This window comes from Aliiroseovarius sp. ABM4_368, from assembly GCF_056161205.1.
This window is the reverse complement of record NZ_JBSWYR010000001.1, coordinates 1-22,596: the sequence shown is the minus strand read 5'-3', so window position 1 is coordinate 22,596 and position 22,596 is coordinate 1. Positions and strand designations below refer to the sequence as shown.

Annotated in this window: 24 protein-coding genes; 17 read left to right on the top strand and 7 right to left on the bottom strand. The window is 55.6% G+C overall.

The features are described from left to right. Positions 1-9 precede the first annotated feature (9 nt). From ACXAH3_RS00120 to ACXAH3_RS00080, 9 genes are all read left to right on the top strand, one after another. Positions 10-1,860: a serine hydrolase gene (locus ACXAH3_RS00120; RefSeq protein ID WP_474860032.1), complete on the top strand. Its 1,851-nt coding sequence runs from the start codon at positions 10-12 to the stop codon at positions 1,858-1,860. A gap of 181 nt (positions 1,861-2,041) precedes the next feature. After that, positions 2,042-2,401 carry a glycine zipper family protein gene (locus tag ACXAH3_RS00115; protein ID WP_474860031.1) on the top strand — a complete coding sequence of 120 codons (360 nt, stop codon included), beginning with the start codon at positions 2,042-2,044 and terminating at the stop codon, positions 2,399-2,401. Positions 2,402-2,635: 234 nt separating this feature from the next. Continuing rightward, entirely contained in the window at positions 2,636-3,487 is an 852-nt protein-coding gene (locus ACXAH3_RS00110) for an SDR family oxidoreductase (RefSeq protein WP_474860030.1), read from the top strand. Positions 3,488-3,516: 29 nt separating this feature from the next. Next, a complete protein-coding gene (locus ACXAH3_RS00105; protein ID WP_474860029.1) occupies positions 3,517-4,179 on the top strand; it encodes a hypothetical protein in 663 nt (220 codons plus the stop codon). Positions 4,180-4,208: 29 nt separating this feature from the next. Further along, entirely contained in the window at positions 4,209-5,243 is a 1,035-nt protein-coding gene (locus ACXAH3_RS00100; protein ID WP_474860028.1) for a serine hydrolase domain-containing protein, read from the top strand. Next, the gene (locus tag ACXAH3_RS00095; RefSeq protein WP_474860027.1) at positions 5,170-6,327 is read left to right on the top strand and encodes a serine hydrolase domain-containing protein; all 1,158 of its coding nucleotides are present in this window, start codon (positions 5,170-5,172) and stop codon (positions 6,325-6,327) included. The genes ACXAH3_RS00100 and ACXAH3_RS00095 overlap by 74 nt, the downstream gene beginning before the upstream one ends. 104 nt (positions 6,328-6,431) lie before the next feature. Then, positions 6,432-7,067 (top strand): sigma-70 family RNA polymerase sigma factor, encoded by a 636-nt coding sequence (locus ACXAH3_RS00090; RefSeq protein ID WP_474860026.1) that lies wholly within the window; start codon positions 6,432-6,434, stop codon positions 7,065-7,067. Then, the gene (locus ACXAH3_RS00085) at positions 7,064-7,699 is read left to right on the top strand and encodes a ChrR family anti-sigma-E factor (protein ID WP_474860025.1); all 636 of its coding nucleotides are present in this window, start codon (positions 7,064-7,066) and stop codon (positions 7,697-7,699) included. The genes ACXAH3_RS00090 and ACXAH3_RS00085 overlap by 4 nt, the downstream gene beginning before the upstream one ends. Before the next feature lie 181 nt (positions 7,700-7,880). After that, on the top strand, positions 7,881-8,396 hold the full coding sequence (locus ACXAH3_RS00080) for a fasciclin domain-containing protein (protein WP_474860024.1): 516 nt from the start codon (positions 7,881-7,883) through the stop codon (positions 8,394-8,396). Positions 8,397-8,520: 124 nt separating this feature from the next. On the opposite strand, the gene ACXAH3_RS00075 is transcribed toward ACXAH3_RS00080, so the two are convergent. Together ACXAH3_RS00075 and ACXAH3_RS00070 are read right to left on the bottom strand one after the other, a co-directional pair. Beyond that, positions 8,521-9,246 carry an SDR family NAD(P)-dependent oxidoreductase gene (locus ACXAH3_RS00075; RefSeq protein WP_474860023.1) on the bottom strand — a complete coding sequence of 242 codons (726 nt, stop codon included), beginning with the start codon at positions 9,244-9,246 and terminating at the stop codon, positions 8,521-8,523. Beyond that, positions 9,243-10,013: a DUF1365 domain-containing protein gene (locus tag ACXAH3_RS00070; protein WP_474860022.1), complete on the bottom strand. Its 771-nt coding sequence runs from the start codon at positions 10,011-10,013 to the stop codon at positions 9,243-9,245. The genes ACXAH3_RS00075 and ACXAH3_RS00070 overlap by 4 nt, the downstream gene beginning before the upstream one ends. Before the next feature lie 125 nt (positions 10,014-10,138). Here ACXAH3_RS00070 and ACXAH3_RS00065 point away from each other — a divergent pair, with 125 nt between their 5' ends. Genes ACXAH3_RS00065 through ACXAH3_RS00040 form a run of 6 tightly spaced genes read left to right on the top strand, consistent with a single transcriptional unit; the run spans position 10,139 to position 15,418 of the window. Further along, a complete protein-coding gene (locus tag ACXAH3_RS00065) occupies positions 10,139-11,482 on the top strand; it encodes an NAD(P)/FAD-dependent oxidoreductase (protein WP_474860021.1) in 1,344 nt (447 codons plus the stop codon). Continuing rightward, on the top strand, positions 11,421-12,578 hold the full coding sequence (locus ACXAH3_RS00060) for a class I SAM-dependent methyltransferase (RefSeq protein WP_474860020.1): 1,158 nt from the start codon (positions 11,421-11,423) through the stop codon (positions 12,576-12,578). Before ACXAH3_RS00065 ends, ACXAH3_RS00060 begins: the two co-directional genes overlap by 62 nt. Continuing rightward, positions 12,571-13,065: a hypothetical protein gene (locus ACXAH3_RS00055; RefSeq protein ID WP_474860019.1), complete on the top strand. Its 495-nt coding sequence runs from the start codon at positions 12,571-12,573 to the stop codon at positions 13,063-13,065. Before ACXAH3_RS00060 ends, ACXAH3_RS00055 begins: the two co-directional genes overlap by 8 nt. Next, positions 13,065-14,291, top strand: a complete 1,227-nt coding sequence (locus ACXAH3_RS00050; protein WP_474860018.1) for an MFS transporter — start codon at positions 13,065-13,067, stop codon at positions 14,289-14,291. Before ACXAH3_RS00055 ends, ACXAH3_RS00050 begins: the two co-directional genes overlap by 1 nt. Continuing rightward, a complete protein-coding gene (locus ACXAH3_RS00045) occupies positions 14,288-14,848 on the top strand; it encodes a DUF3833 domain-containing protein (protein ID WP_474860016.1) in 561 nt (186 codons plus the stop codon). Before ACXAH3_RS00050 ends, ACXAH3_RS00045 begins: the two co-directional genes overlap by 4 nt. Before the next feature lie 30 nt (positions 14,849-14,878). Further along, positions 14,879-15,418: a DUF3833 family protein gene (locus ACXAH3_RS00040; RefSeq protein WP_474861129.1), complete on the top strand. Its 540-nt coding sequence runs from the start codon at positions 14,879-14,881 to the stop codon at positions 15,416-15,418. A 286-nt stretch (positions 15,419-15,704) separates the two neighbouring features. On the opposite strand, the gene ACXAH3_RS00035 is transcribed toward ACXAH3_RS00040, so the two are convergent. Genes ACXAH3_RS00035 through ACXAH3_RS00020 form a run of 4 tightly spaced genes read right to left on the bottom strand, consistent with a single transcriptional unit; the run spans position 15,705 to position 19,294 of the window. After that, positions 15,705-16,457, bottom strand: a complete 753-nt coding sequence (locus tag ACXAH3_RS00035) for an iron ABC transporter ATP-binding protein (RefSeq protein ID WP_474860015.1) — start codon at positions 16,455-16,457, stop codon at positions 15,705-15,707. Then, complete coding sequence (locus ACXAH3_RS00030) at positions 16,454-17,467, bottom strand: iron chelate uptake ABC transporter family permease subunit (protein WP_474860014.1); 1,014 nt, start codon at positions 17,465-17,467, stop codon at positions 16,454-16,456. Before ACXAH3_RS00030 ends, ACXAH3_RS00035 begins: the two co-directional genes overlap by 4 nt. Continuing rightward, positions 17,439-18,404 carry an ABC transporter permease gene (locus ACXAH3_RS00025; protein WP_474860013.1) on the bottom strand — a complete coding sequence of 322 codons (966 nt, stop codon included), beginning with the start codon at positions 18,402-18,404 and terminating at the stop codon, positions 17,439-17,441. The genes ACXAH3_RS00030 and ACXAH3_RS00025 overlap by 29 nt, the downstream gene beginning before the upstream one ends. 2 nt (positions 18,405-18,406) lie before the next feature. Further along, the gene (locus ACXAH3_RS00020; protein WP_474860012.1) at positions 18,407-19,294 is read right to left on the bottom strand and encodes a siderophore ABC transporter substrate-binding protein; all 888 of its coding nucleotides are present in this window, start codon (positions 19,292-19,294) and stop codon (positions 18,407-18,409) included. A 129-nt stretch (positions 19,295-19,423) separates the two neighbouring features. On the opposite strand from ACXAH3_RS00020, the gene ACXAH3_RS00015 reads away from it, so the two are divergent. Together ACXAH3_RS00015 and ACXAH3_RS00010 are read left to right on the top strand one after the other, a co-directional pair. Next, positions 19,424-19,708, top strand: a complete 285-nt coding sequence (locus ACXAH3_RS00015; protein WP_474860011.1) for a DUF2218 domain-containing protein — start codon at positions 19,424-19,426, stop codon at positions 19,706-19,708. A 135-nt stretch (positions 19,709-19,843) separates the two neighbouring features. After that, the gene (locus ACXAH3_RS00010; RefSeq protein ID WP_474860010.1) at positions 19,844-20,347 is read left to right on the top strand and encodes a MarR family winged helix-turn-helix transcriptional regulator; all 504 of its coding nucleotides are present in this window, start codon (positions 19,844-19,846) and stop codon (positions 20,345-20,347) included. A 53-nt stretch (positions 20,348-20,400) separates the two neighbouring features. On the opposite strand, the gene ACXAH3_RS00005 is transcribed toward ACXAH3_RS00010, so the two are convergent. Further along, a complete protein-coding gene (locus ACXAH3_RS00005; RefSeq protein WP_474860009.1) occupies positions 20,401-22,371 on the bottom strand; it encodes a TonB-dependent receptor plug domain-containing protein in 1,971 nt (656 codons plus the stop codon). Positions 22,372-22,596 lie beyond the last annotated feature (225 nt).

Genomic DNA, 22,596 nt, shown 5'->3' with positions numbered 1-22,596 from the left:
GACGTATTCATGACTGTATTTAATCCCAAGGCGATATTAGCCACCCCGGATGCCATTGCCGAAGCCCTTACGCTGAACGGCGCACCCGCAGCTTTGGTAAGTTTCTCTGACGGAACGCGAAGTGCACAGGCCGCAAGTGGCGTAAGCGACTTGGAAACTGGCGACGCAGCGCATTTCGCGCAGACCTTTGAAACCGGATCGCAAACAAAGATGGTCGTGGCCGTTGCGGCCCTTAAGCTGGCCGATGCGGGGTTACTGGATCTGGACGCGCGGATTGCGGATTATTTGCCGAGTGATCGACTTGACGGGATCGCGAATGCCGACGAGGCAACTCTGCGCGACGCGCTTTCGATGCGCTCGGGCATTCCCAATTTCACTGACCAAGTGAACGACGATGGGGTCGAGCTTTTTGATCTTATCGCGTTCGAGAACCCGGATACCGTAACCGGTGCGGATGTGGCGCTTGACCTTGTTCGCGGGCTGCCTGCCAGCTTTGAGCCCGGGGAATCATACGAATATTCCAACACGAACTACACCTTGTTGGGCGAGGTGATCGAAGCCGTCACCAAGCAACCGTTGGATGACGTCTTGCAAGAACTGGTTTTCGAGCCTTTGGGCATGGCGGACACGTTCCTTGATGATCATCGTGACGATCCGAACCGCCTGTCGAGCTACTATCCGACCGATGACGGCGCGATCGACGTGACTGATATCATGCAGGATCCCGGCGCTGCCGGCGGGGTCATCTCGACGACCGCAGATATGACGACTTTCCTGCAAGCGCTTCTTGTCGATCAGACCTTGCTGTCGCCCGCGGCGCTTTCAGAAATGATGGATTTCAGCCCTTCTGACGAAGACGGCATGTATTTCGGACTAGGGCTTGTCGCACTTCAGATCGACGACGTGGGGACATTAATCGGCTTCCCGGGCGGGACAATGGGAACCGAAAGCGCCACCTTCCTGCATGCCGAAATGGGGCAGATTTTCTCGACAGCCGTCACCACGGTTGATCTTGATGTCAGTGCTTTCGCAGGAATTCTTGCCTCGGCCCAGTTGGCGTCAGAGGATCCGGTTTGGTCGGACGCTGATACAGATGGGCCGCTTCAGGTCAAAAATGTCTCGTCCGCGGAGTTGGATGTCCAGACGAATGAAGCGGGGTTTGAGCTTTCATTTGAAGGGGCGACACTGCGCGTGAATACGGCACTCAACAAAATCAAGCCCAGTGATATTAACTTCAAGGACGGCTCGGTCCTTCTTACCGGGGACGCTGGCCATGACCGCATGGTTCTTCACCGAAAGGACGACGCATTTTCCGAAGATAACCAACTGCTGGGGTTAAAGGGACATGACGTTCTGAAAGCTGGCTCTGGCAATGACAAGCTGATCGGCGGTAGTGGGCAGGACAGACTTTATGGACGCGCTGGTGATGACAGTCTTGACGGTGGGAACGGCCATGACAGGCTTTTCGGCGGGGCAGGCAAAGACAGCCTTAACGGCGGTGCGGGCCATGATCGGCTAAAGGCTCATAAGGGTGACGACGTGCTTGACGGCGCAGCAGGCCATGACCGGTTGTGGGGTGGCGCAGGTGACGACCTGTTGGATGGCGGTGCCGGACATGACGTTATGACCGGCGGCGCCGGGGCAGATGTCTTTGTGTTCTCAGACGCCACCCAGAACGGTCGGCAGGAATTCGATCGTATCAAGGATTTCGATGTGACCGAGGACATGTTGGCACTTGATGGAGCATCGGTCGACACGATCACCCAAACGCAATCAGGGGTCCTGATTACATTTGAAGGTGATGGTGATTGTCTGATGCTCGACGGAGTGTCCGATATGGATGCATTGGTCTTCATTTAAGCCTGACTTCCGATCCAATGCACACGACCGGCCAGAAGGTCCGGCCAAGCTTGTCAGGACGTCCGATCCAGCCTGATCGGTCGCATGGGGCAATAGCTGATCGTAACTCAATTCTACCAACGGCGCCTGAGTGTGAAACGTCAAACGGGCGCCTCAGCAATCAACGAAAAGGAAATACCAAATGAAATATGTATTCGCATTGCCCGCTGTTCTTGCCATCGCGGCCTGTGCCGACAGTGGCGCAAATTACCGACCCATCCTGGACGGTCAGCCCTCGGCTGCTTTCCACTCTGATCTGGCGGCCTGCCAAGCGCTTGCCCGCAACCAAAAACAGTTTGATCGGGAAACCGCCGGGGCTGCTGTTCTCGGTGCCGGAGCAGGCGCTGTTCTGGGCGAAGTCGATGATGGGGGTGACGCACTTGGTGGCGCCATTGTTGGCGCGCTAGCCGGAGGGGCCGCAGGCGCCGTCAATGCCAGCGAGCGGCGCAAAGCAATTGTCATCGAATGCCTACGTGGCCGCGGTCACCAAGTTGTAGGATAGGGGGCATATCATGGTAGAAATCATTCGTCTTCGCGCACGGCGATTCAATGCGCTCTATCAACTCCTCACGGGGGTAGCTCATGCAGGGCTACCTCAACCCTACTCTGGGTCGGAGCATCTGAGAAAAGACATCGGGCTGCCCGAGCAAACCTCTGGCGGCCAGACATCCGCTCATGTCGGGGCGCACCGAACCGATCCGTATTATCGCTAGCCACTACACCGGAGATCAGATCAATGAAACACGTGTTCATCGCAGGAGCGACTGGGTATCTTGGCCAGTTTCTGTGCAAAGAGTACCAAAAGCGCGGTTGGCATGTAACGGCCTTAGCCCGAAATTCCAGCGGCCATGCTGACTTACCCGCAGACCGTATCGTTGAAGCGGAGGCGACGTGGTCTGAATCCTTGGCGGGGGCGATGGACGGCATGGATTTGGTGGTCTCGGCATTGGGCATCACGCGACAAACGGATGGCGTCGGATACTGGGATGTCGACTATCAAGCCAACGTGAACCTTTTGGAAGAAGCCTTGCGCGCCAATGTTACACGGTTTGCATTCGTCCATGTCCTTAACGCGGACCGGATGGAAAACGTGCCCCTTGTCGCTGCCAAGGCGGCTTTTGTGCGCAAGCTTAAGACGGCAGACATCCAATCGACGATCATCGCACCCACCGGATATTTCTCGGACATGGCCGATTTTCTGAAGATGGCTCAGGCAGGCCGCGTCTGGTTGTTTGCGAAAGGGCAGCACAGGATCAATCCAATTCACGGCGCTGATCTTGCCGCAGCAGTTTTCGACGCTGTTGAACAAGGTGCCGCCAGTGCAGACATCGGCGGGCCAGAAACATTCACACAAGAGGATCTCGCCAAGCTTTGCTTCGAGGTTCTGGGCAAGCCCTCCCGCATCACCTTCCTGCCGGACATCCTGCACCGTCTTGCGCTGTGGCTTCTGCCTTTGATTGCGCCTCGCCGGATCGCGGGACCCGCACAGTTCTTTCTAACGGCAGGCGGGATGAATATGACCGCGCCACCATCGGGCACGCGCAAACTGGCCGATCATTTCAGAAAAGTGGTAGATCAGGCGCATTGATCCGCAAAAGAACCAATTGGAGACGACCGATGAATTTCCAGAGAATCGGAGGGTTTGCCGGCCTTACCTGTGCTGCAACATATGTGTTCGGCTTTGCCCTTCTTGTCACGCTGCTTGCACCTTTGGGGTTTGGTACCGGTGACATCGACGCACGGGCTGTTGTCGAATTCACCAAGACCAACGCCGGACTGCTGATCCTGTGGAACAGCGTGATCTACATCGTGAATGCGCTGGCCTTGACCGTTCTGGTCGTTGCCATTCATGCGCGATTGCGCACCAGCACCCCCGATTGGGCGGCTGTGACGCGCGCGTTAGGTCTGATCTGGGCGACCCTTGTGATTGGCGCCGGTATGATCGCCAATGTCACGGTGGAACGTGCGGCCCATATTGCGCCGACCGATTTCGAACGTGCCGTCTCTTTGTGGGAGGTTCTGCACGCGGTTGAATTGGGCCTGGGCGGCGGCAACGAAATCGCCGGGGGCGTTTGGATCGGCTGCGTAAGCATTGCCGGATTGATCGGGCGCAGCCTTGGCAAAATCACTGTTGGCCTCGGTCTGTTGACTGGTGCGGGTGGATTGCTGACCTTGTTTCCGGTGCTTGGTGATACTGCCGGTGCGGTATTTGGGCTTGGCGCGATAGCATGGTTCATTGCCATTGGCCTGACACTGATCTTGCCGGGAAAAGACGTCTAAGGGGCGTCAAAGTTCAAAAGGAAAAATCCATGCCCCTCGACCAGCACCTACAAGCCTTGATTGAGAAGGAAAGCAGAAAAGCACATAGCCATGGTGTGATCTTACGCGTGCAATCGGGCGACGGTGGCGTGGATTTCAAAGGCAGTGCTGGCAGTGCCACGCCGGGCACGCGTTTCCCAATTGCGAGCATCACTAAGATGTTCACCGCAACGATGATCATGCAATTGGTGGAAGAAGGCCTCATCGAACTGGACCAGACCATCGAGAGCGTCCTGGCAAAGGTCGACTTGTCAGGTCTTCATGCGGTGAATGGCGCGGACTTTGGTCCAAGTTTGACCATCCGCCATTTACTTCACCAAACATCGGGCCTTGCCGACTATTACGAAAGCGATCTGGCAGCGGATTTGAAAGCAAGCAACGACCGCAGCTATGGGCTGGAAGACGTCTTGCAGATGACGCGTGCTTTGCCGCCGCAAGCCGCGCCCGGCAGCGGGCGTTCCTACTATTCCGATACGAATTTCCAGCTTCTTGGTGCGGTGATCGAATGCGTGACTGGCCAAAGCTTTAACCAAGCCTTGCAAGCCCGCATCTGCGCGCCGCTGGGGCTTATGCAAACCCGGGTTTTGGATGGCACGGATGTTGGACTGCCCGTTTATCACAAGGATCGTTTGCTCAACATCCCACAGATCCTGACCAGCATGTCGGCCGATGGCGGCATAATCTCGACCATGGACGAACTGCTGGTCTTCCTGCGCGCTTTCATGCGAGATCAGCTTCTCCAACCGCAAAGCGCCGCGCAGATGCGCCAGTGGAACAAACTGTTTTTCCCGATCCAATATGGCTTTGGCCTTATGCGGGTCAAACTGCCGCGATGGATGACCCTACTTCGCAAAACACCCGAGTTGATTGGGCATTCCGGGGCCAGCGGATCCTTCGCTTTCTACGCGCCAGCACCAGACATCTATCTGGTCGGCAGCTTCAACCAAACCGATGCGCCAAGACGACCGATTGGCTTCATGTTCAGCGTGCTGGATTTGGCCGCAAAACATGGGCGCGCGTGCTGAAAACCGCCTTGGATTTGATGACACTATGAACAGTCTGGCATCGCAGTTGCAAACCATGATGCAGCCCTACCAAGGCGCGCAACATACAGTGGTCGCGTTTCACTTGAGGGGAGGTAAACGCGACATCATTGGGTCGGGTCCAAACGAAACTGGGGCCCCTTGGGACGACCTAACCTTCGAAATCGGCTCGATCACTAAGGTGTTCACTGCCATATTGTTGTGCGTGCTGATCGAAGAAGGAAAGATTGATCCGCTCGCGCCGGTTTCCGAAATGTCAGATACGCTTAAAGATGTCCCGCAGTGGATCACGCCATATCGCTTGGCCTCTCATACCAGCGGTCTGCCAAACATCTACGTTCCCATCTGGAAAGCCCTGCTACAGCAGCAACCCGAAGGCCCCTATGCCAACTTCACGCGGGCTGATTTGCTCGACTGTTTGCGTAACTGGCGTGGTAAAGACCCCAAGAGCAACCTGCGCCATCGCTATTCAAACCTTGGTTTCGGATTGTTGGGCGAGGCCATGGCCATTCAGGATGGAGGGCAGTTTTCCAGCTTGCTCGCCAAGAAAGTCATCCTCCCGCTCGGGTTATCTGACACAACAAGAAATCCGGGTGGCGATCAAAAACTGCGCTTCATGCAGCCAAGATACGCGAACGGAAACGCAGCGGTGCCATGGTCGTTTGACGCTTTGGCGGGCGCGGGCATTCTGCGGTCCACGCCCCGCGATCTTGCACGATTTTCCAACGCCGTCATCCGCGCGCTTACGGCGCCCGAAACAACGCTGGACCTTGCTATTAAGCGATCGACCCAGCCGATTTTCAGCTTAGGTCGAGATCGACGTATGCAATCAACAGCGCAGTGCTCTGGCTGGATAAGCACAAAGCGGAACAAATCATCCCCTGACATACTTCTTGCAAATGGTGGAACGGCGGGTTCGACCTGCGCACTTTACATCAGCGCTGACACAGAAGGCGCGCTTGGCATCATGTCGAACAATGGCATCGCAGCAAACCTCTGGGCCAGCACCAAGCTTAGCTGGTCAAATCCGCTTCGCAGGGCGCAGCATATTTTGTTGGGATCTTGACGCAGAAGCCGTCTTAGGTCGCACTCACCGATTTCTCATACTGCCGTAATGCATACTTCCTCGGAAAATGTGATCCGGATTTCACAGTCCTGCGTAATTAGGGTATGTTGACACAAACACTTGATATCCCGAGCGGCGCGAAGCAGATCTGCGCGAGCTCTCGCCACGAAAGAGAAGCTGTGTCGCAAAGCCGAACCGATTACTCCCAACAGACAAAATTGATGCTTGCCGTTCGGGACAACCGTGATCGTGCCGCATTCTCTGCTTTGTTCGATTATTTCGCGCCTCGGCTTAAGGGGTTCATCATTCGCTCAGGTGCTTCGGCTCATCAGGCCGAAGAGATCGTTCAAGACGTGATGCTGACCATTTGGCGCAAAGCGGCTTCGTTTGATCCGCACCGCGCGCAGGTGTCCGCTTGGATTTATCAAATCGCGCGCAATCGACATATCGACATCGCGCGCAAAGAAAATCGCCCGATGCCGGAAGAGCTGAAAGAAGAACCGGGAACGGAACCGGACGCCAGCCAGATTCTGGGCCTTGAGCAAGAGGCCGGACAGTTGAAACAAGCCCTCGCCAACCTGAAGTCAGAGCAGCGCGAGATCATCGAGAAGGCCTATATGGGCGAGCTGACGCATCAAGAAATCAGCGCTCAGACCGGACTTCCCTTAGGAACGATTAAGTCACGTATCCGGCTGGGGCTGGAACGTTTGAGACACGAGTTGAAGGACCTCAAACAATGAGTGCCATAAACCATCACGTCCCCGACGCCATGTTGGCGGCCTATGCAGCTGGAACGCTTCCGCATGCGTTTGCTGTGGCCGTGGCCAGCCATGTTTCGCTTTGCCCGCAATGTCGCGTGGCGCTTGAGGCGCATCAAGCTGTCGGTGGGGCCGTATTGGAAGATACCAATGCTGTGGCGGTGTCATCGTCGCTTAAGGACAATATTTTTGCGCAGCTGGATGAACCATTTACGCCCGAACCTGTCTTTGAACGGAATGGGATCTATCCCGGCCCGGTTATGGAAGCCATGCAAGGCCGCGCGCTCAAGTGGCAGAAATTGGGCATGGGCGTTCGGCAAGATATCCTGTCAGCCGATGCCAACGGCTCTGTCAGGCTTTTGTACATCCCGCCCGGCCAAGCCGTTCCCGATCACAGCCACAATGGGCTGGAATTGACGCTTGTTTTGCAAGGCAGCTTTAGTGACGACACCGGTCGCTTCGGTGTAGGTGACATCGAGATTGCCGACGAAACGCTGGAACACACGCCGATTGCCGATCCGGGTGATGCTTGTATCTGCCTTGCCGCGACCGACGCCAGATTGCGTTTCAGCGCGCTGATGCCGAGGCTTCTACAGCCCTTATTCCGGATCTGACTTCCCCCACCCTAGCGAACCTCAGTAAACCACCGTATTTGCGGTGGTTTATTTTTTGTTATCAGAAGCTTAGGTCACGAATCCGTGAACCAAAGATCCGCCCCAAGCACTGTGCCGTACTCCTTATACGAACACGAAAACAAACAGGGTTACTCATGCCCGCCGACTAGGAGTTTCTAAGATGAAATCGAAGTTTAAAACCGCCATCGCCGCCGCAGCGCTCAGCGTGTCTGCCGTTGCCGCCCATGCCGACAATATTGTCGAGATCGCCGCTGCTGACGAACGTTTCTCGACACTCGTTGCTGCTGTGACGGCTGCTGGTTTGGCCGAGACCCTATCGAGTCCGGGTCCATTCACAGTTTACGCGCCTGTGAATGATGCCTTCGCTGCGTTGCCAGAGGGCACGGTTGAAACGCTGCTGAAACCCGAAAACAAAGGCCAGCTGACCAATGTGCTGCTTTACCACGTGGATGATCGCAAGCTGATGGCTGGGATGATCCCCGCGGGCTCAAACTACTTCAAACCAATCCTAGCCAGTGAACGCCTGTGCATCACAGCAAGTTCAGACGGTGTGAAGATCGCCGATGGCACCGGCGAGATGGCAAACGTGGTGATTGCAGACATCAAAGCCGACAACGGCGTAATCCATGTCATCGACAAAGTGCTGCTGCCGGGCACACGCCCTGCCTGCCACTAATCCCCCAGCTTCGGCCCCAAAAGGCCGGAGCAACTTCCTCAAAGGTCGATGCCTTCAATTCCGAAACGCATCGGCCTTTTTTCGTGCAGGCAGGATGGTGGCGGTCGGACGGAGGAAGAGGCTTTCACTTTCCTCGATACACAAGAATGTCCGGCAGGTATTCCAAGCAGCGGATCGCCCAAGAAAACGGTGCCGGGAAATCCGTGCGGAACCGACGTTTCTTCATCGCTGAGAGCACATGTTCCGCTGCATTCTCGGGCGTCATCAGCATCGGCATGCTAAAGCTGTTCTTCTCGGTCAATCGCGTTTTGATGAAACCGGGATTGACCAGGCGCACGGTCACGCCGGTTCCCTTCAGATCAAAACGCATGGTCTCGGCCAAGCTGATAAGTGCGGCTTTGCTGGCTCCATATCCTATTGCTGCAGGCAAACCGCGATACCCAGACAGTGACCCGACCAGCGTGATGTCTCCTTGGCCGTTTTCGACATATTTTGGAACGACTTCACCCAGAACACGCAGCACGCCTGTGAAATTGACGTCACTTATTCGAAGCGCCGCATCGCTGTCCCATTCGGTGGCGCGCATAGGATCGTAAGCGCCTGCGTTATAGATTACCCCATCTATCGCCCCAACAGACGCGGCGGCCTCCCGGACAGCAGAGGTGTCGGTGACATCCAGCGCAACCACTTTGGCGTTCTTCAACTCACGGCTCAGGCTCTTAAGCCGATCAGCATTGCGCGCAGACAGGATCAAGCGCGCGCCTTCTTCATCCAGCCGCTTCGCCAAAGCCCGTCCCAAGCCTTCGCTGGCCCCGACAAGCCAATAGGTCTTTCCTTGAAACGAGGTCATTCTTCGACTCCACGCAGATCACGCCCATCGCTGACAAGCGTTTCAGGCGGGCTTTGTTTTTTCAGGAACGGGGCGCGTTTCAGATACAAGATCGCAGCCTGCCAATGTATCAAAGCCACCACCCTAGCAGCACCCAATGGGCGGCGGATCGCGGCCCATGCCAACGAAGCGCTGGTTGCCGGATGGCGTTCGCCACACAAGGTGGCCAACACGCCATGGTCGCCATTCTTGAAAGAAATCCGAATGTCGATTTTTTCGTCGGTCATACCGAAGTTGAATTCATAATGGCCCGCAACCTTCTGAAAGGGCGAAACATGCATCAGTTTCTCGGCGATCAAAGTGTCGCCCTTCCGGATCGGCGCGAAACCGTCACGTGCACAGAAATAACAATGGCGCTGGCCGAAGGTGCTGTTGACCTCGGCGACAAAGGCACGCGGCATACCGTCCACAAGAGCGATCCAGAAGCTGACCGGGTTGAAATGAAACCACAAGAAGCTGGGCTGAGTAAGCAGCAAAAGCTCTGCGTTATCGGTCGGCATCCCGCGTTCTTCAAGGATGGATCGGAACCAAGCTACTCCGAGCCCGTCATCACGTGTGCCGCCATGGCGGCAATCCCAAAGTGACCACAGGTTAAACCGATTTCGAGAGATCAAGAGCGGTTGGGCCGGGCCAAGATCTGTCAGCACATAATCCACGCCATAGGTGAACGCGTTCTTAAGCGCGCCACGACGTGCGTGAGTGGTTTGGGCCTGAATGTGTTCCAGCATCATACGGTCTCTACGCGCGCAAGGGGTGTTTGGATCACTCTAGGTGAAAGATTTTCCAAACAAAAATGATCCGATCGTCAAAGACTCGCGTACTCTTTTTATACCATCCGAAAGGTGAGGACAGAATGTACGATCAAACCCACGGCCCGCGCAAAAGAATTGCCATCATCGGTGGCGGCATTTCGGGCCTTTCCGCCGCGTATTACTTGGCACCCTTTCATGATGTCACTTTGTTCGAAGCCGCACCGCGATTGGGCGGGCACGCGCGCACCGTCATGGCAGGGAAGAGCGGCAACCAACCAGTCGATACGGGGTTTATCGTCTTCAACTATGTTACCTATCCCAACCTGACGCGTCTGTTTCGTGACCTCGACGTGCCCGTGATCAAAAGCGAAATGAGCTTTGGGGCCAGCATCAATGACGGCCAATTGGAATACGGACTGAATACCCTGACCGCGATCACTGCTCAGAAGGGCAACTTGCTGCGTCCTCAGTTTCTGAAAATGATTGCCGACATTCTGCGGTTCGGGAAACGCGCTGAGGCCGCCGCTAAGGATGACGATAAAACGATCGGGGAACTCGTGGAAGAGCTGGGGTTGGGGAACTGGTTTCGCAACAACTATCTCATGCCGATGTGTGGCGCGATCTGGTCAACGCCTGTGGCCGAGGTGGATCAGTTCCCGGCAAAATCTCTGGTACAGTTCTTCCGCAACCACGCGCTTTTGGCCGGAGCAGGAGAACACCAGTGGTGGACCGTCAAAGGTGGCAGCATCGAGTATGTTCGCAGGCTTGAGGCCGCTTTGGTCGCTCGGGGCTGCGACATCCGCAAAAACACGCCAGTCAAACATGTACAGCGCGACGACTTCGGTGTGCACATCCATACAGATGACGGACAGCTGTCGACATTCGACGAATTAATCCTTGCCTGTCATTCTGACCAATCGCTGAAGATCTTGGGTGAGAACGCCACCAAAGCCGAGGCCACAGCCCTTGCAAGCATCCGCTACCAACCCAACACAGCCGTGCTTCATTGCGACACCGGGCAGATGCCGCGTCGCAAGGCAGCTTGGTCAAGTTGGTCATATCGGTCGCAAGACGGAGACATTGGCGTCACCTATTGGATGAACAAGCTTCAGGGCATCCCTGAAAGCGATCCGCTGTTCGTCACACTGAACCCCTCGAAGCCGATCCCACAGGACGCGATCTATGACGAGGTCGAGTTCCACCATCCCGTATTCGACAAGGCTGCCCTGGAAGCTCAGCAAGACATCCGCCAGATGCAGGGCCAGAACCACACGTGGTTTGCCGGCGCCTGGAACCGGCATGGCTTCCACGAGGATGGCATCGCCAGTGCAATGCGCATCGTCCGCGCGCTTACCACCACTCACCAACTCAAAGGAATGGACCATGCGTCTTACGAACAAAGCCCTGAAGTCGAACTTCCTGTCGACCTGCGAGCGACTGCGTGAAGGGCAACTGACCCTTCGCACCCCCGAAGGCGAACGCTATCAGTTCGGAACATCCGGCCCCGAGGCCGAAATGGTCATTCGCGATTGGTCCGCTGTGTCGGCCATGGCCGCGCATGGGCAGGTTGGTCTGGGTGAAACTTATGTGCAGGGCATGTGGGACACACCGTCGGTCGAAGGGCTGATGGCGTTGGCGATGAACAACCGCGATCACCTTGGTTCCTATGATCAGGCCAGCCCGTTTCACAAGGCGAAATTCCGGTTGGTGGACACAGTCATGCGCGCAAATTCACGCCGCGGATCGCGCAAGAATATCCGGTCGCATTATGACGTTGGCAACGAGTTCTATGCGCTTTGGTTGGATGAGGGCATGACCTATTCTTCTGGCCTGTTTGACGACGGTGACAACGATCTGGCGCGCGCGCAGACCCGCAAGAACGACCGCGCGATGTCGCGGCTTAACGACGGCGAGCGTGTGCTGGAAATCGGCTGCGGCTGGGGCGGTTTTGCTGAACACGCAAGCCAAGATGGCCGCGATGTCACTGGTGTGACAATCTCGCGCAATCAACACAGCTATGCCGAGTGCCGCCTTGATGGGCGTGCCGATATTCTGTTGCGCGACTATCGCGACATTGACGGGAAATACGACAACATCGTCTCGATCGAGATGATCGAGGCTGTCGGAACTCGCTACTGGCCCAGCTATTTCTCGACCCTGAAACGCAGCCTTGCTGAAGGTGGACGTGTGCTGTTGCAGGCGATCACGGTCAAAGACAGTTTCTTCGAGACCTATAAAACCTCGTCCGACTATATTCGCCAGTACGTATTTCCTGGCGGCATGCTGCTTTCAGACAGCGTGATTGCGAAGCAAGCCAACGATGCTGGACTTGCAGTGCGTGACAACTTTGCCTTTGGACAGGACTATGCCCAAACTTGCCGGATCTGGGCCGAGCGCCTATCTGCGCAAAAACGTCGGATCACCGAGATGGGATATAGCGAAAGCTTCTTCCGCAACTGGCAATACTATCTCGAGATTTGCGCGGCTTCGTTCGCCGTCGGCCACACCAATGTGGTTCAGGTGGAGCTGGCCCATGCGTAGCACTTTGGCCGTTCTGTGGTTTCTATTGGCATCCGAAAGCGCGCAGGCGAATACGGTTGAATCCGTGCTGCCGAATGCAGAGCTGAGGGGGGCTGCGACATTCCGATTTGTTGGCTTCCCGCTTTACAAAGCGCGGCTGCTCACGCAATCAGGTGCGCCTTTGGACTGGGGGCAGGATTTCGGGCTCGAACTGCAATACATGCGCAATTTGACCGAGTTTGATCTGGTCGAAGGAACCATGCGCGAGTTTGCGCGTTTGGGATCTAATGTACCGGTCCGCGGCCAACTTGAAGACTGTTTTGACGATGTGCGCAAAGGGGACCGCTATACTGCGGTGTCTCAAGGCCAGAACAAGATTGCATTCTGGCTGAATGGCAAACGCACCTGCACGCTTTCACACCCGCAAATCAAATCCCGCTTCATGGGTATTTTTCTGGGCGACAAGACCCGCTCGAAATCCTTCACCAGTAAACTGAAGGGCGAGTAATGTTGTACCCGCGTGTCAGTCTCTATGCCATGATGCTGGCCGCGGCGGGCATTCCGCTTTACATTCATCTGCCGCGTTTTGCGTCGCTGAACTTGGGCATTGGCTTGGGCGCTGTGGGCACGATCCTTCTGGTGATCCGCCTTGTTGATCTGGTGCAAGATCCGCTGATCGGCTGGGCCATCGATCGTTGGCCGAACGCTCAAAGTGCCTTTGCGGTCACGGCGGCCATCGGGCTTGCAATAGGCTTTCCACTTTTGTTTGGCTTGAATGCAGGCCCGAATGTCGTTGCCCAAATCATCGCAATCCTTGTGCTGCTGTTCTCAAGCTACAGCCTTGGCATGATCCTGCTTTACGCGCGCAGCGCAACGCTCGCATCCACACCAACTCCACAGGCATTAATGACGATGGCAGCCTTCCGCGAGGGGGGCATGCTGACCGGAGTGATTGTCGCCTCCATCGTACCAACCATCCTTGTAGCCATGGGGGCTAGCGCACAAGGCTATCCGGCTTTTGGCCTGTTCCTTGGTGCACTGGCCTTGGCATGCGCCGCGTTCTCATTCCCGATTTGGCAACGTCGCCCAATCCCGGGACAGCCCTTATCGCTTGCTGGCCTCAGCCAATCCGGCGGAATGCGGCTTTTGGTTCTGGCACTGGTCAACAGCCTGCCTGTCGCCATCACGTCAACGCTGTTTCTGTTCTTTGTCGAAGATCGCCTGAACCTTCCCGGCAAGGCCGGTCCTTTGCTCATTCTGTTTTTTCTAAGCGCAGGTTTGAGCCTGCCACTTTGGACGCGGCTAAGCCATCGCGTCGGGCCAAAGCAGACCCTGCTGATCGCCATGCCTCTTGCGATTGTAGGCTTTGCCGGGGCCGCGTTTCTAGCCTCGGGCAATCTTGTTGGGTTCGCCATGGTCTGCGTCATGTCTGGTGCGGCATTGGGCGCCGATATGGTGATCCTTCCGGCCATGTTCTCGGTCGCGCTCAATCGCGCAGGACTTGAGCCATCGCTTGCGTTTGGGATCTGGTCCTTTGCCGGAAAACTGGGCCTTGCCTTGGCGGCCTTCCTTGTTCTTCCCCTGCTGGAACGCAGCGGCTTCACGCCCGGAGTGCCCAACAGTGCCAATGCGCTGACCACTTTGAACGTTTCCTACGCAGTCATTCCATGCATCCTGAAACTTGGCGCAATGAGCCTTGTCCTTGCGCTTCCCTCTGAGGGTCAAACCACATGAAACTTCTGACGATTATCCCCTTGCTGGTGCTGTTGGCATTGCTTGCCAAATCCCTGTTTCTCAGCTTCCGGGCGCAAAGCCCCGATGATTATGCCGACACAGGACCTGATTTCATTCTTAAAACGCATCTGTCAGGCCCAATCCTGTCCGAAGGGCTGATCTATGGGCCAACGGGTAAAATGGCCAACAGCTTTGTCGCCAAGATGCACGGCGAGTGGGAGGGAAATACCGGAACACTGAGCGAAGAGTTCACGTATTCAAACGGCAGACAGCAAAGCCGCAAGTGGTTTCTGACGCTGGGCGAGGGAAACACATTCACCGCCACGGCCGATGACATCATCGGAGAGGCGCGCGGCACGGTATCGGGGTCAACCATCAAGATGGAATACCAGATCGTGCTGCCCGAAGAGGCCGGAGGTCACACCTTATCTGTCACGGACTGGCTTTATCTGACCGAAAGTGGCGTGATCATGAACAAGTCAGAATTGCGCAAGTTCGGTATCAAGGTCGCCGAGCTTATCGCAACGATGCGCCCAGATCCCAATCCATCCCAGTAGTCCGAAACGAAGCACGAGGTCCACGCCATGATGATGCAGAAGAAACGTGTACTCGGCGCGTTGGCGGTGGTGACCCTAGCACTGTCGGCCTGTGCAGGGGCTCCAGACATTAAGGACCCGCCGCTGTCGGACCGCAAGCTTAACCTCGAAGAGTTCTTCGAAGGTGAAACCGTCGCTTACGGACAGTTTCAAGACCGGTTTGGGACGGTCCAACGCCGGTTCGACGTCAAGATCACTGGCACTTGGAACGGTCGCATCCTGACCCTTGTCGAGGATTTCACGTATGACGATGGTGAAACAGAACAACGAATCTGGACGCTTGAGAAGACCGGCGAAGATACCTGGAAAGGCACCGCTCCCGGTGTTCTAGGAATTGCTACAGGCCAAGAGAATGGGGATACGTTCAATTGGACCTACCGCATCGACTTGCCGGTACGAAAGGGAACGATGCGCGTGGATTTCGATGACTGGATGTGGCTGCTTGACGATGATCGGGTGCTAAACCGCGCCTATGTATCGCGATATGGTATTCGCATTGGTGAAGCGATTATTTTTTTCGACAAGACGTAAGAAGCAACGCGCGATACCTAAGCAGTCAAAAGCGCGAACCAACTCAAACTCAAACCAAACAGGGCCAGACCGTCAGTCGCTTACGTCAACTCAGAAATGTTGGGCCAAGGCATCTTCTGCATGCTGTTAGTGGAATGAATTCTGACATGGAAACTAAGGCGGATTGATCTTGTCAGAACAATGAACACTCGGAGCAATATCGTCGCTTATCAATGGGTTTGGAGCGCGTCAATTATCGAAGTATCTTCCGGCTTTCTCGGCAGCTCGGAATCAACAATGTCAGCAGTCAGACACGCACCATCGGTTGCCCTTGAACCAAATGCACTTCGGCGTCCGTTGCAAATATATCGGCCATTAAATCAGCATCCACGATTTGCTTCGGCGCCCCGATCGCACCAACCCCAGCATCAACCAAAGTGACCATGTGATCGGCATAACCGCAAGCATAGTTAATATCGTGCAGCACGGTGATAATGGTGCGCCCGTGCGTGTGCGCAAGCTCTCGTAGTAGCTTCATCAGGGCGCGGGACGCCGCAATATCAAGATTGTTGAGAGGCTCGTCCAGAAGCACGAAATCTGTATCTTGAACATATATCATCGCGATCTGGGCTCGCTGCCTCTGGCCGCCGGACAAAGTGTCCAATGACCGGTCTGCAATGGCATATAAATCGAACGCCGCAATCGCCTCATCGACTTTCGCAAGGTCCTTAGGGCGCGGACTGCCCTTGTGATGCGGATATCGTCCGAAACCAACAAGTTCGCGCACAGTCAGTCGCGGGGCGATGTCAGTGCTTTGGGGAAGGATCGAAAGCTTGCGCGCCAGTTCGTCTGTCGCGCAGTCCCCAACCACCAGGTCATCAACCATTATCTTTCCGCGTTGGATCGGAATTAAGCGCGCGATCAACGACAGAAGTGTAGATTTTCCAGCCCCATTTGCCCCAACAAGAGCCGTAATCCCGCCGCGCGGAATAGTCAGTGTTATATCGTTCAGGATTGGCGTGTCACCAAAGGAGTGGCTCAGGTTTTCGATGCGGATCATTTGCGCCCCTTTGACAGGATCAGGAATAAGAAGAAGGCGCCGCCGACGAAGTCGATGACCACGGGCAATGGCGTGGACAGGTGAAGCACGCGCTCCATGATCGTTTGACCGCCAACAAGAGTAGTCGCCGCAATAAGGGCCGCTGAAGGCAGCAAAACAGCGTGATGCGCGCTGGGTGTGATCACATGTGCAAGGCTAACAACGATGAGGCCAAGAAAGGCAACCGGCCCAACCAACGCGGTCGAAACCGACACCAGCACGGCGACCAATGTCAACACCTGAAGTTGCCCGCGCTTTGGATCTTCGCCAAGGTTCACAGCCATATCATACCCCAACGCCAATACATCAAGGCGATGTCGCATGCGCCATGCACAAACGATTGCAAGTAAAAGCAAGACAGCCGCCAGCCCTAGAAGCTCGGCCTCGATTTGGGTGAACCGTGCATATGATCCGACCTGAATGACAGCGTATTCATTTGGATCGATCATGCGTTGCATGAACGAGGTCAGTGACCTGAACAGCGTGGCGAAGATCACACCTGTTAGAAGCAGTTTCATCAGATCGCCTCGGCTTTGCCCCAGAAGGGTGCCGAAAAGTGCAAGCGACGCCATGACAAGCAGCGTCACATTGACGGCAAACACGCCCAAGTTAGGCAGTTGCAAGAAGCCTTGCCCGCCAAGAAAGAAGATTCCGATCGTCAGGATCAGCACGTACAGCGCGTCAAATCCCATTATGGATGGTGTTAAGATGCGGTTCTGTGTGATGGTCTGAAACAATACGGTCGAGGTCGAAACAGCAACCCCAACCAACATAAGTGCAGCAAGCTTCACGCCGCGAAATGGGATCACAAAACCCCAGTTCCCACGTGATCCGAGTGTCATATAACCAATGCAGGCGATCCCCAGCAGAATGATCAGTAGGATCAATTTGCGTTGATGCGAACGCTCGGTCGATAGGGCCGAGGTCTCGGGTAAGGACAGTTCAGCGGCCATGATGCGCGGGCCGTGCATTTAGAAGCCACAAAAAGACGACGGCGCCGATCACACCAAAGATCGTGCCGACCGGGATCTCAAACGGATAGCGCAGAACGCGCCCAAGAATGTCACACAGAAGCACCATCCCCGCGCCCAGAAATGCCGTCATGGGCAGAGTGGCGCGCAGGTTGTCACCGTAAAGCCGCGAGATGATGTTGGGCACCACCAGCCCGACAAACGGGATCATTCCCACCGTCACGACTGTTAATGATGTGACGACCGAAACGACCACCAGCCCGATCAAAACAACCTGTTGGTAATTCAGCCCAAGGTTCACGCTGGCAGTGCGCCCCAGCCCGACGATGGCAAACTGGTCCGCGGCCAGATACGCCAGCCCGGCAACAATCGCGGCAATCCACAACAGTTCGTACCGGCCCTTCAGCACGCCCGAAAACTCTCCGTTCATCCAGATGTCGATATACTGCAGAAGGTCCGCCTGAAAAGCGATGAAGGTGACGCTTGCTCCGATGATGCCGCCATAGATCAAACCGATCAGCGGGATCAGCAAAGGCTGCGTAGGAGGGATCCTTCGCACGATGGCAAGAAACCCAAGGCTCGAGATCAAAGCAGTTACCGAAGCCATCCCCATCTTCAACAGCAACGATGCGCCCGGCGTCAGTGTCACCGCCAGCAAGATACCCAATGCCGCGCCCTGCCCCGTGCCTGTCGTCATGGGTTCGACAAATCGGTTGCGCACCAACATTTGCATGATTGTGCCCGCCACTGCCAGCGACGCGCCGGTGATGACCACGGCGATTGTGCGGGGAAAACGGCTGAGCGCGACCAGCTTCAACGCCTCGGGGTCGCGCAAAAGATCCGCCGGCGACATATCGATGACGCCGACGAAGATCGACAGGCTGGCAAGGCCAAGCAGCGTAAAGAAGCCCCAAATGCTTGCCAGCCTACGTGTCACTGTCAGTTCCCGAACATTTGAGCGAACTGGTCAAACGAATGCATCAGCGCCGTCACACCGCCCCCGGCAATGTAAACGCGCGCGCCGTCCAGATGAACAACGTTGCCGTTCTTCCAAGCGTTGGTTTCCTGCACCAAGGCGTTGTCCAGCGTGGCTTCGGCGCTCTGACCTTCCTGACCGGTGGCGGCCAGACGATCCAGAACGATCAAGATATCTGGGTTGGCGTCGCGGATGAACTCGAAGCTGATCGCCTCGCCATGGGTGGCTTCTTCGACATTCTCGACCGCTTCCTCAAGGCCCAGTGCACTGAAAAGCCAGCCAAAACGTCCTGAGGCGCCATAGGCCGAGATTTTCGGCCCGTTGGTCATGACCATCAGCACCTTGCCTTTGCCGTCCATTGCCGATTTGGCGGCCGCCAGCTTGGCGTTGAACTCTTCCTTCAGCGCTGCGGCTTCGGCTTCCTTCTGGAAGATCTTTCCATAGGCGTCCAAACGGTCCTGTGCCTGCCCGATCGTGTCTTCCCAAACAGTCATGTCGATGGTCGGCGCGATCTTGGCCAACTGGGGCGCAACTTCGGATGAACGGCCGCCCGCGATGATCAGATCAGGTGCCATCGCAGCCAATGCTTCATAGTCCGGCTCGAACAGATTGCCGACGGGTTGTGCACCTGCTTTGAAGTCATCCAGATAATCGACATAAACGTTTTCAACAATCCCAGCCGGCTTCACACCAAGCGCGTTCAGTGTGTCGGCAGCGGCGATGTCAAGCACAACCCAGTTCGTCGGGTTGACAGGAACCTCGACTGGGTCACGATAGGTTTTGACAGTAATTGTTTCGGCGAAAGCCGGGCCAGCGGCCAGCGCAGCCAGAAGGGCTAGCTTCTTCAGCATCATCATTCTCCTGATATGCCGCATGGCTGCGTTAGCTGGCTTTGCGTATGTTGAATGCCGCTTGATTAGTTGCTGGAAATGAGCGAGTCCAGATGTATCCGACAATAATTGTCAGAAAGGGGTGCATCGATGCACGAATTGACTGGAACCTATGAAACGCCAAATGGACCGAAGTACCTGCAACAGCTTTGCAAGCACTTCGCCCATAAGATCGAAGTCGAGTACAACGAAACTGAGGGGACGTGTCATTTTCCCATGGGCGTTGCCGTTATGACCGCGGATGGCTTGGGTTTGAATGTCCGGTTCGAGCTGTCAGATACGGCCGCCGTTGATGTCGCCAAGAACGTGATCGACAAGCATCTGGAAACCTTCGCATTTCGCGAAAACTTCACCAATCTGAACTGGTCTGAATAAGACGGGGCGTGCGGGGCGATCTGCCCCGCATATCCGGGTCCGAGGTCCGCACCCGATCACTCGTGGCAAGGATACCTTGCTCAGGGCAATGACACCTCGTAACTTGCGCAGCAGTAATTTGAAGCAAGGGCCGGCATGACCATTCCCACCCCCGATGAAGCCCGTGACTTCTTTGGTGATGACGACGCTTTCGTCGGCTATAACCGTGTCTGGTTCAATCTGATGCGTTTGCACCGACATCTCTATCCCCAAATCGCCAAGGTCCTTCGCGCGCACGGAATCAATGACCCGATCTGGTATGAGATCCTTTTAGAGATTGATCGCGCCGGGCCGAAGGGTTGCATGATGAGCCGGATCGAAGAGCGTCTTTACCTGCCGCAATATGCATTGTCGCGTCATACAGGGCGCGTCGAAAAAGCGGGCTATATTCGGCGCGAGTATATTGTCGATGGCAGGCGCAAGCAGGTTCTTTTTCTGACGCCCGAAGGAAAGGCTAAGCATCATGAAATTTGGCCGGTCTATCACGACGTTATGCAAAGCGTTCTTGGGCGTTTGGTAGACACGGATGATGCCTATGTCCTGTCGCATCTCATGGTGAAAATGCTAGCAAGCAGCGAAACGCAGCACCAAGCAGAATAAAGCCGCCCGACCATAAATGACCGAGCGGCGCTTATCATGATCTGATGACAGCCTTAGAAATCAAGCTTGGCAGTCAGCATAAAGGTGCGGCCAGGCTCTTTCAGGGTCGAGAAACCGTCATAATCTACGCCATATGTGGCGCGGTCAGAGTAATCTTCGTCGAACAGGTTTTGAATTTCTGCACGTACAGTCAGATTTTCCATGCTTGGCGGCGTGTATTCGGCAAACACGTTCACGACGCTATAGCCGGGAAGCGACCGAATATCCGAGTATTCATTTGCGCCGCTGTCATAGTCCAAAGCAACATCCAGACTGCCGCCAACCATCATATTCCAGTTGTCGATCCGCTGTTGGACTTCGAATGCAAAAACGTCGCCAATCGGAGCGCCAGAATCCAGAATATTGTAGGACGAAACGGCAACGCCATCTCGGGTTTGCTCACTGTGGCTATAGGTCAGTCGGGCAAAGCCAGTGTCCCAATCATACGTTCCGTAGGCGTTGAAACCTTCGCTTTCGAAGTCATAGTTGCCGCCACCGTCACGTACATTGGCAATCCGGGTCCGGAACACTTCTGCACCAAGAACCAGCGGACCGCTGTCGAAATCCACACCCAGCACGAAGTTCTCGGATCGCGCGGCCCGAAGCGACGCATAGTCGAAATCATCCCAATAGGTGTAGTTATCTTCGATCGAAATGCCACCAAACACGTTCGAGTATCCACCACGCAGCGTCAGGCTGTCTGTCACATCAAATGCAACCGACAAATTGCCCGAAAGGCCCGAGTAGCTGCCCGAATAGTCGGTTGGGGACAGATAGTTTGTTACGCCGTTAAAATCTTGCCAGTCGTAACGCAAGCCACCCGAGACACTGAACCGGTCAGTTGGCTCCAGGCGCGCCTGAACGAACACCCCAACGTTCTCGGATACTTCTTCGAACGGTCCATCATAGGGGTCAACATAGAACCCTGTTTGTTCTTGATAGTCGACACCTGCGACAATCGAGCCACCGTCGCTCAGATGGAACGTGTTCTGCACTTTGGCCGAAAACGTATCGGTCGCGCCTTCACTGCCATAGGGGTCAGGTTTGTTAACGATGCTCTCAGAATAACCAATCACAACGGTCGGATCCCACATCGCGCCATCGTTGTTTGCGTTGTAGCTGAATGAATAAATCGAGCGTTCAGTGTCATACAGCGACAAGGCACCTGATGGGCCAAAATTGGCACGTTCGTTGCGCAGCTCGCTGTCCTGCAATTGCTGTGCTGAAAACTCAAAGCGGCTTCCGTCCTCGGCTTCATAGCCAAGTTTCAACAAGCCAGCCCACAGGTTCGCGCCCGTACCTGTCATCAGGTCACCGTTACCCGAGGTATAATCGTCGCCCGAGGCGCGCTTGAGATACCCAAGATATTCAAACCCGCCCGAGCGCCCGGCGAAGGTCAGAGACGACTGGAGGGTTTCGCCATTGTCCGAGAAACTCAGACGCGTGTTCCCGCCGAATGTCTCGCCTTCTTCCAAGATGTCCGCAGCATCGACGGTTTCCATTGTAACCGCGCCGGCCAAAGCGAACGGGCCTGCGTCTGCGGCAGCGACGCCGGGATCCACGCGGACCGATTTCATCAAGCCAGGATCAAAGGCATTGGCGCTGGCATGGTGGAAAATTCGGTTGTTCTGCGACACGCCATCGACGGTGACGGACAGGTTCAGCATGTCGACGCCATTCACAAATATCTTCTGCGCCACTGGGATTGCACCGCCCACTGACACGTTGGCCAAGCCCGCGAAGAGATCTTTGAGATCTCCCATACGTGCGCGTTCCAACTCGGCGTCAGCGACATAGACAGACGTGGCGCGATCGGCAGCGTTACCATAGTCGTCACGCGCCTGCACAATGATCGGATCAAGCTCGTACACATCGCCGCCATAGGCGTCTTCAACGTCTTGCGCGTTTGCTGTTGCGGTCAAGCACAGCGCCAAGGCTGAGCTGCTCATTAGGGGGCGGATCATACGGGATTTGCCAGTCGCCATATCAGGTCTCCGAAAGAACGAGATGTCTGGCTTGGTGTGAACACTGGCTAAAGGGCGGTTAAGATAAGTGGCCTTGTCATGCAAGTGCATATCAAGCGCAAGGACATTATACTTGGTGCTGTCAGACTAATTCGAACTCGTCTGAGCAAGGACAGTGTAACTGCCCTTTAGTCCGCACAAAGTTGGCGCCACTCGGCCAGAGCGGCGGCACGGTTCAACTTGAAA

Coding starts and splice junctions, on each gene's coding strand:
- ACXAH3_RS00070 (WP_474860022.1), bottom strand. CDS start 10,013: ATGCTGGAACACATTCAGGCCCAAACCACTCACGCACGTCGTGGCGCG.
- ACXAH3_RS00095 (WP_474860027.1), top strand. CDS start 5,170: ATGCGCCAAGACGACCGATTGGCTTCATGTTCAGCGTGCTGGATTTGG.
- ACXAH3_RS00085 (WP_474860025.1), top strand. CDS start 7,064: ATGAGTGCCATAAACCATCACGTCCCCGACGCCATGTTGGCGGCCTAT.
- ACXAH3_RS00005 (WP_474860009.1), bottom strand. CDS start 22,371: ATGGCGACTGGCAAATCCCGTATGATCCGCCCCCTAATGAGCAGCTCA.
- ACXAH3_RS00020 (WP_474860012.1), bottom strand. CDS start 19,294: ATGCTGAAGAAGCTAGCCCTTCTGGCTGCGCTGGCCGCTGGCCCGGCT.
- ACXAH3_RS00015 (WP_474860011.1), top strand. CDS start 19,424: ATGCACGAATTGACTGGAACCTATGAAACGCCAAATGGACCGAAGTAC.
- ACXAH3_RS00075 (WP_474860023.1), bottom strand. CDS start 9,246: ATGACCTCGTTTCAAGGAAAGACCTATTGGCTTGTCGGGGCCAGCGAA.
- ACXAH3_RS00060 (WP_474860020.1), top strand. CDS start 11,421: ATGCGTCTTACGAACAAAGCCCTGAAGTCGAACTTCCTGTCGACCTGC.
- ACXAH3_RS00050 (WP_474860018.1), top strand. CDS start 13,065: ATGTTGTACCCGCGTGTCAGTCTCTATGCCATGATGCTGGCCGCGGCG.
- ACXAH3_RS00055 (WP_474860019.1), top strand. CDS start 12,571: ATGCGTAGCACTTTGGCCGTTCTGTGGTTTCTATTGGCATCCGAAAGC.
- ACXAH3_RS00065 (WP_474860021.1), top strand. CDS start 10,139: ATGTACGATCAAACCCACGGCCCGCGCAAAAGAATTGCCATCATCGGT.
- ACXAH3_RS00035 (WP_474860015.1), bottom strand. CDS start 16,457: ATGATCCGCATCGAAAACCTGAGCCACTCCTTTGGTGACACGCCAATC.
- ACXAH3_RS00080 (WP_474860024.1), top strand. CDS start 7,881: ATGAAATCGAAGTTTAAAACCGCCATCGCCGCCGCAGCGCTCAGCGTG.
- ACXAH3_RS00040 (WP_474861129.1), top strand. CDS start 14,879: ATGATGCAGAAGAAACGTGTACTCGGCGCGTTGGCGGTGGTGACCCTA.
- ACXAH3_RS00030 (WP_474860014.1), bottom strand. CDS start 17,467: ATGCACGGCCCGCGCATCATGGCCGCTGAACTGTCCTTACCCGAGACC.
- ACXAH3_RS00115 (WP_474860031.1), top strand. CDS start 2,042: ATGAAATATGTATTCGCATTGCCCGCTGTTCTTGCCATCGCGGCCTGT.
- ACXAH3_RS00010 (WP_474860010.1), top strand. CDS start 19,844: ATGACCATTCCCACCCCCGATGAAGCCCGTGACTTCTTTGGTGATGAC.
- ACXAH3_RS00110 (WP_474860030.1), top strand. CDS start 2,636: ATGAAACACGTGTTCATCGCAGGAGCGACTGGGTATCTTGGCCAGTTT.
- ACXAH3_RS00100 (WP_474860028.1), top strand. CDS start 4,209: ATGCCCCTCGACCAGCACCTACAAGCCTTGATTGAGAAGGAAAGCAGA.
- ACXAH3_RS00105 (WP_474860029.1), top strand. CDS start 3,517: ATGAATTTCCAGAGAATCGGAGGGTTTGCCGGCCTTACCTGTGCTGCA.
- ACXAH3_RS00120 (WP_474860032.1), top strand. CDS start 10: ATGACTGTATTTAATCCCAAGGCGATATTAGCCACCCCGGATGCCATT.
- ACXAH3_RS00090 (WP_474860026.1), top strand. CDS start 6,432: ATGTTGACACAAACACTTGATATCCCGAGCGGCGCGAAGCAGATCTGC.
- ACXAH3_RS00045 (WP_474860016.1), top strand. CDS start 14,288: ATGAAACTTCTGACGATTATCCCCTTGCTGGTGCTGTTGGCATTGCTT.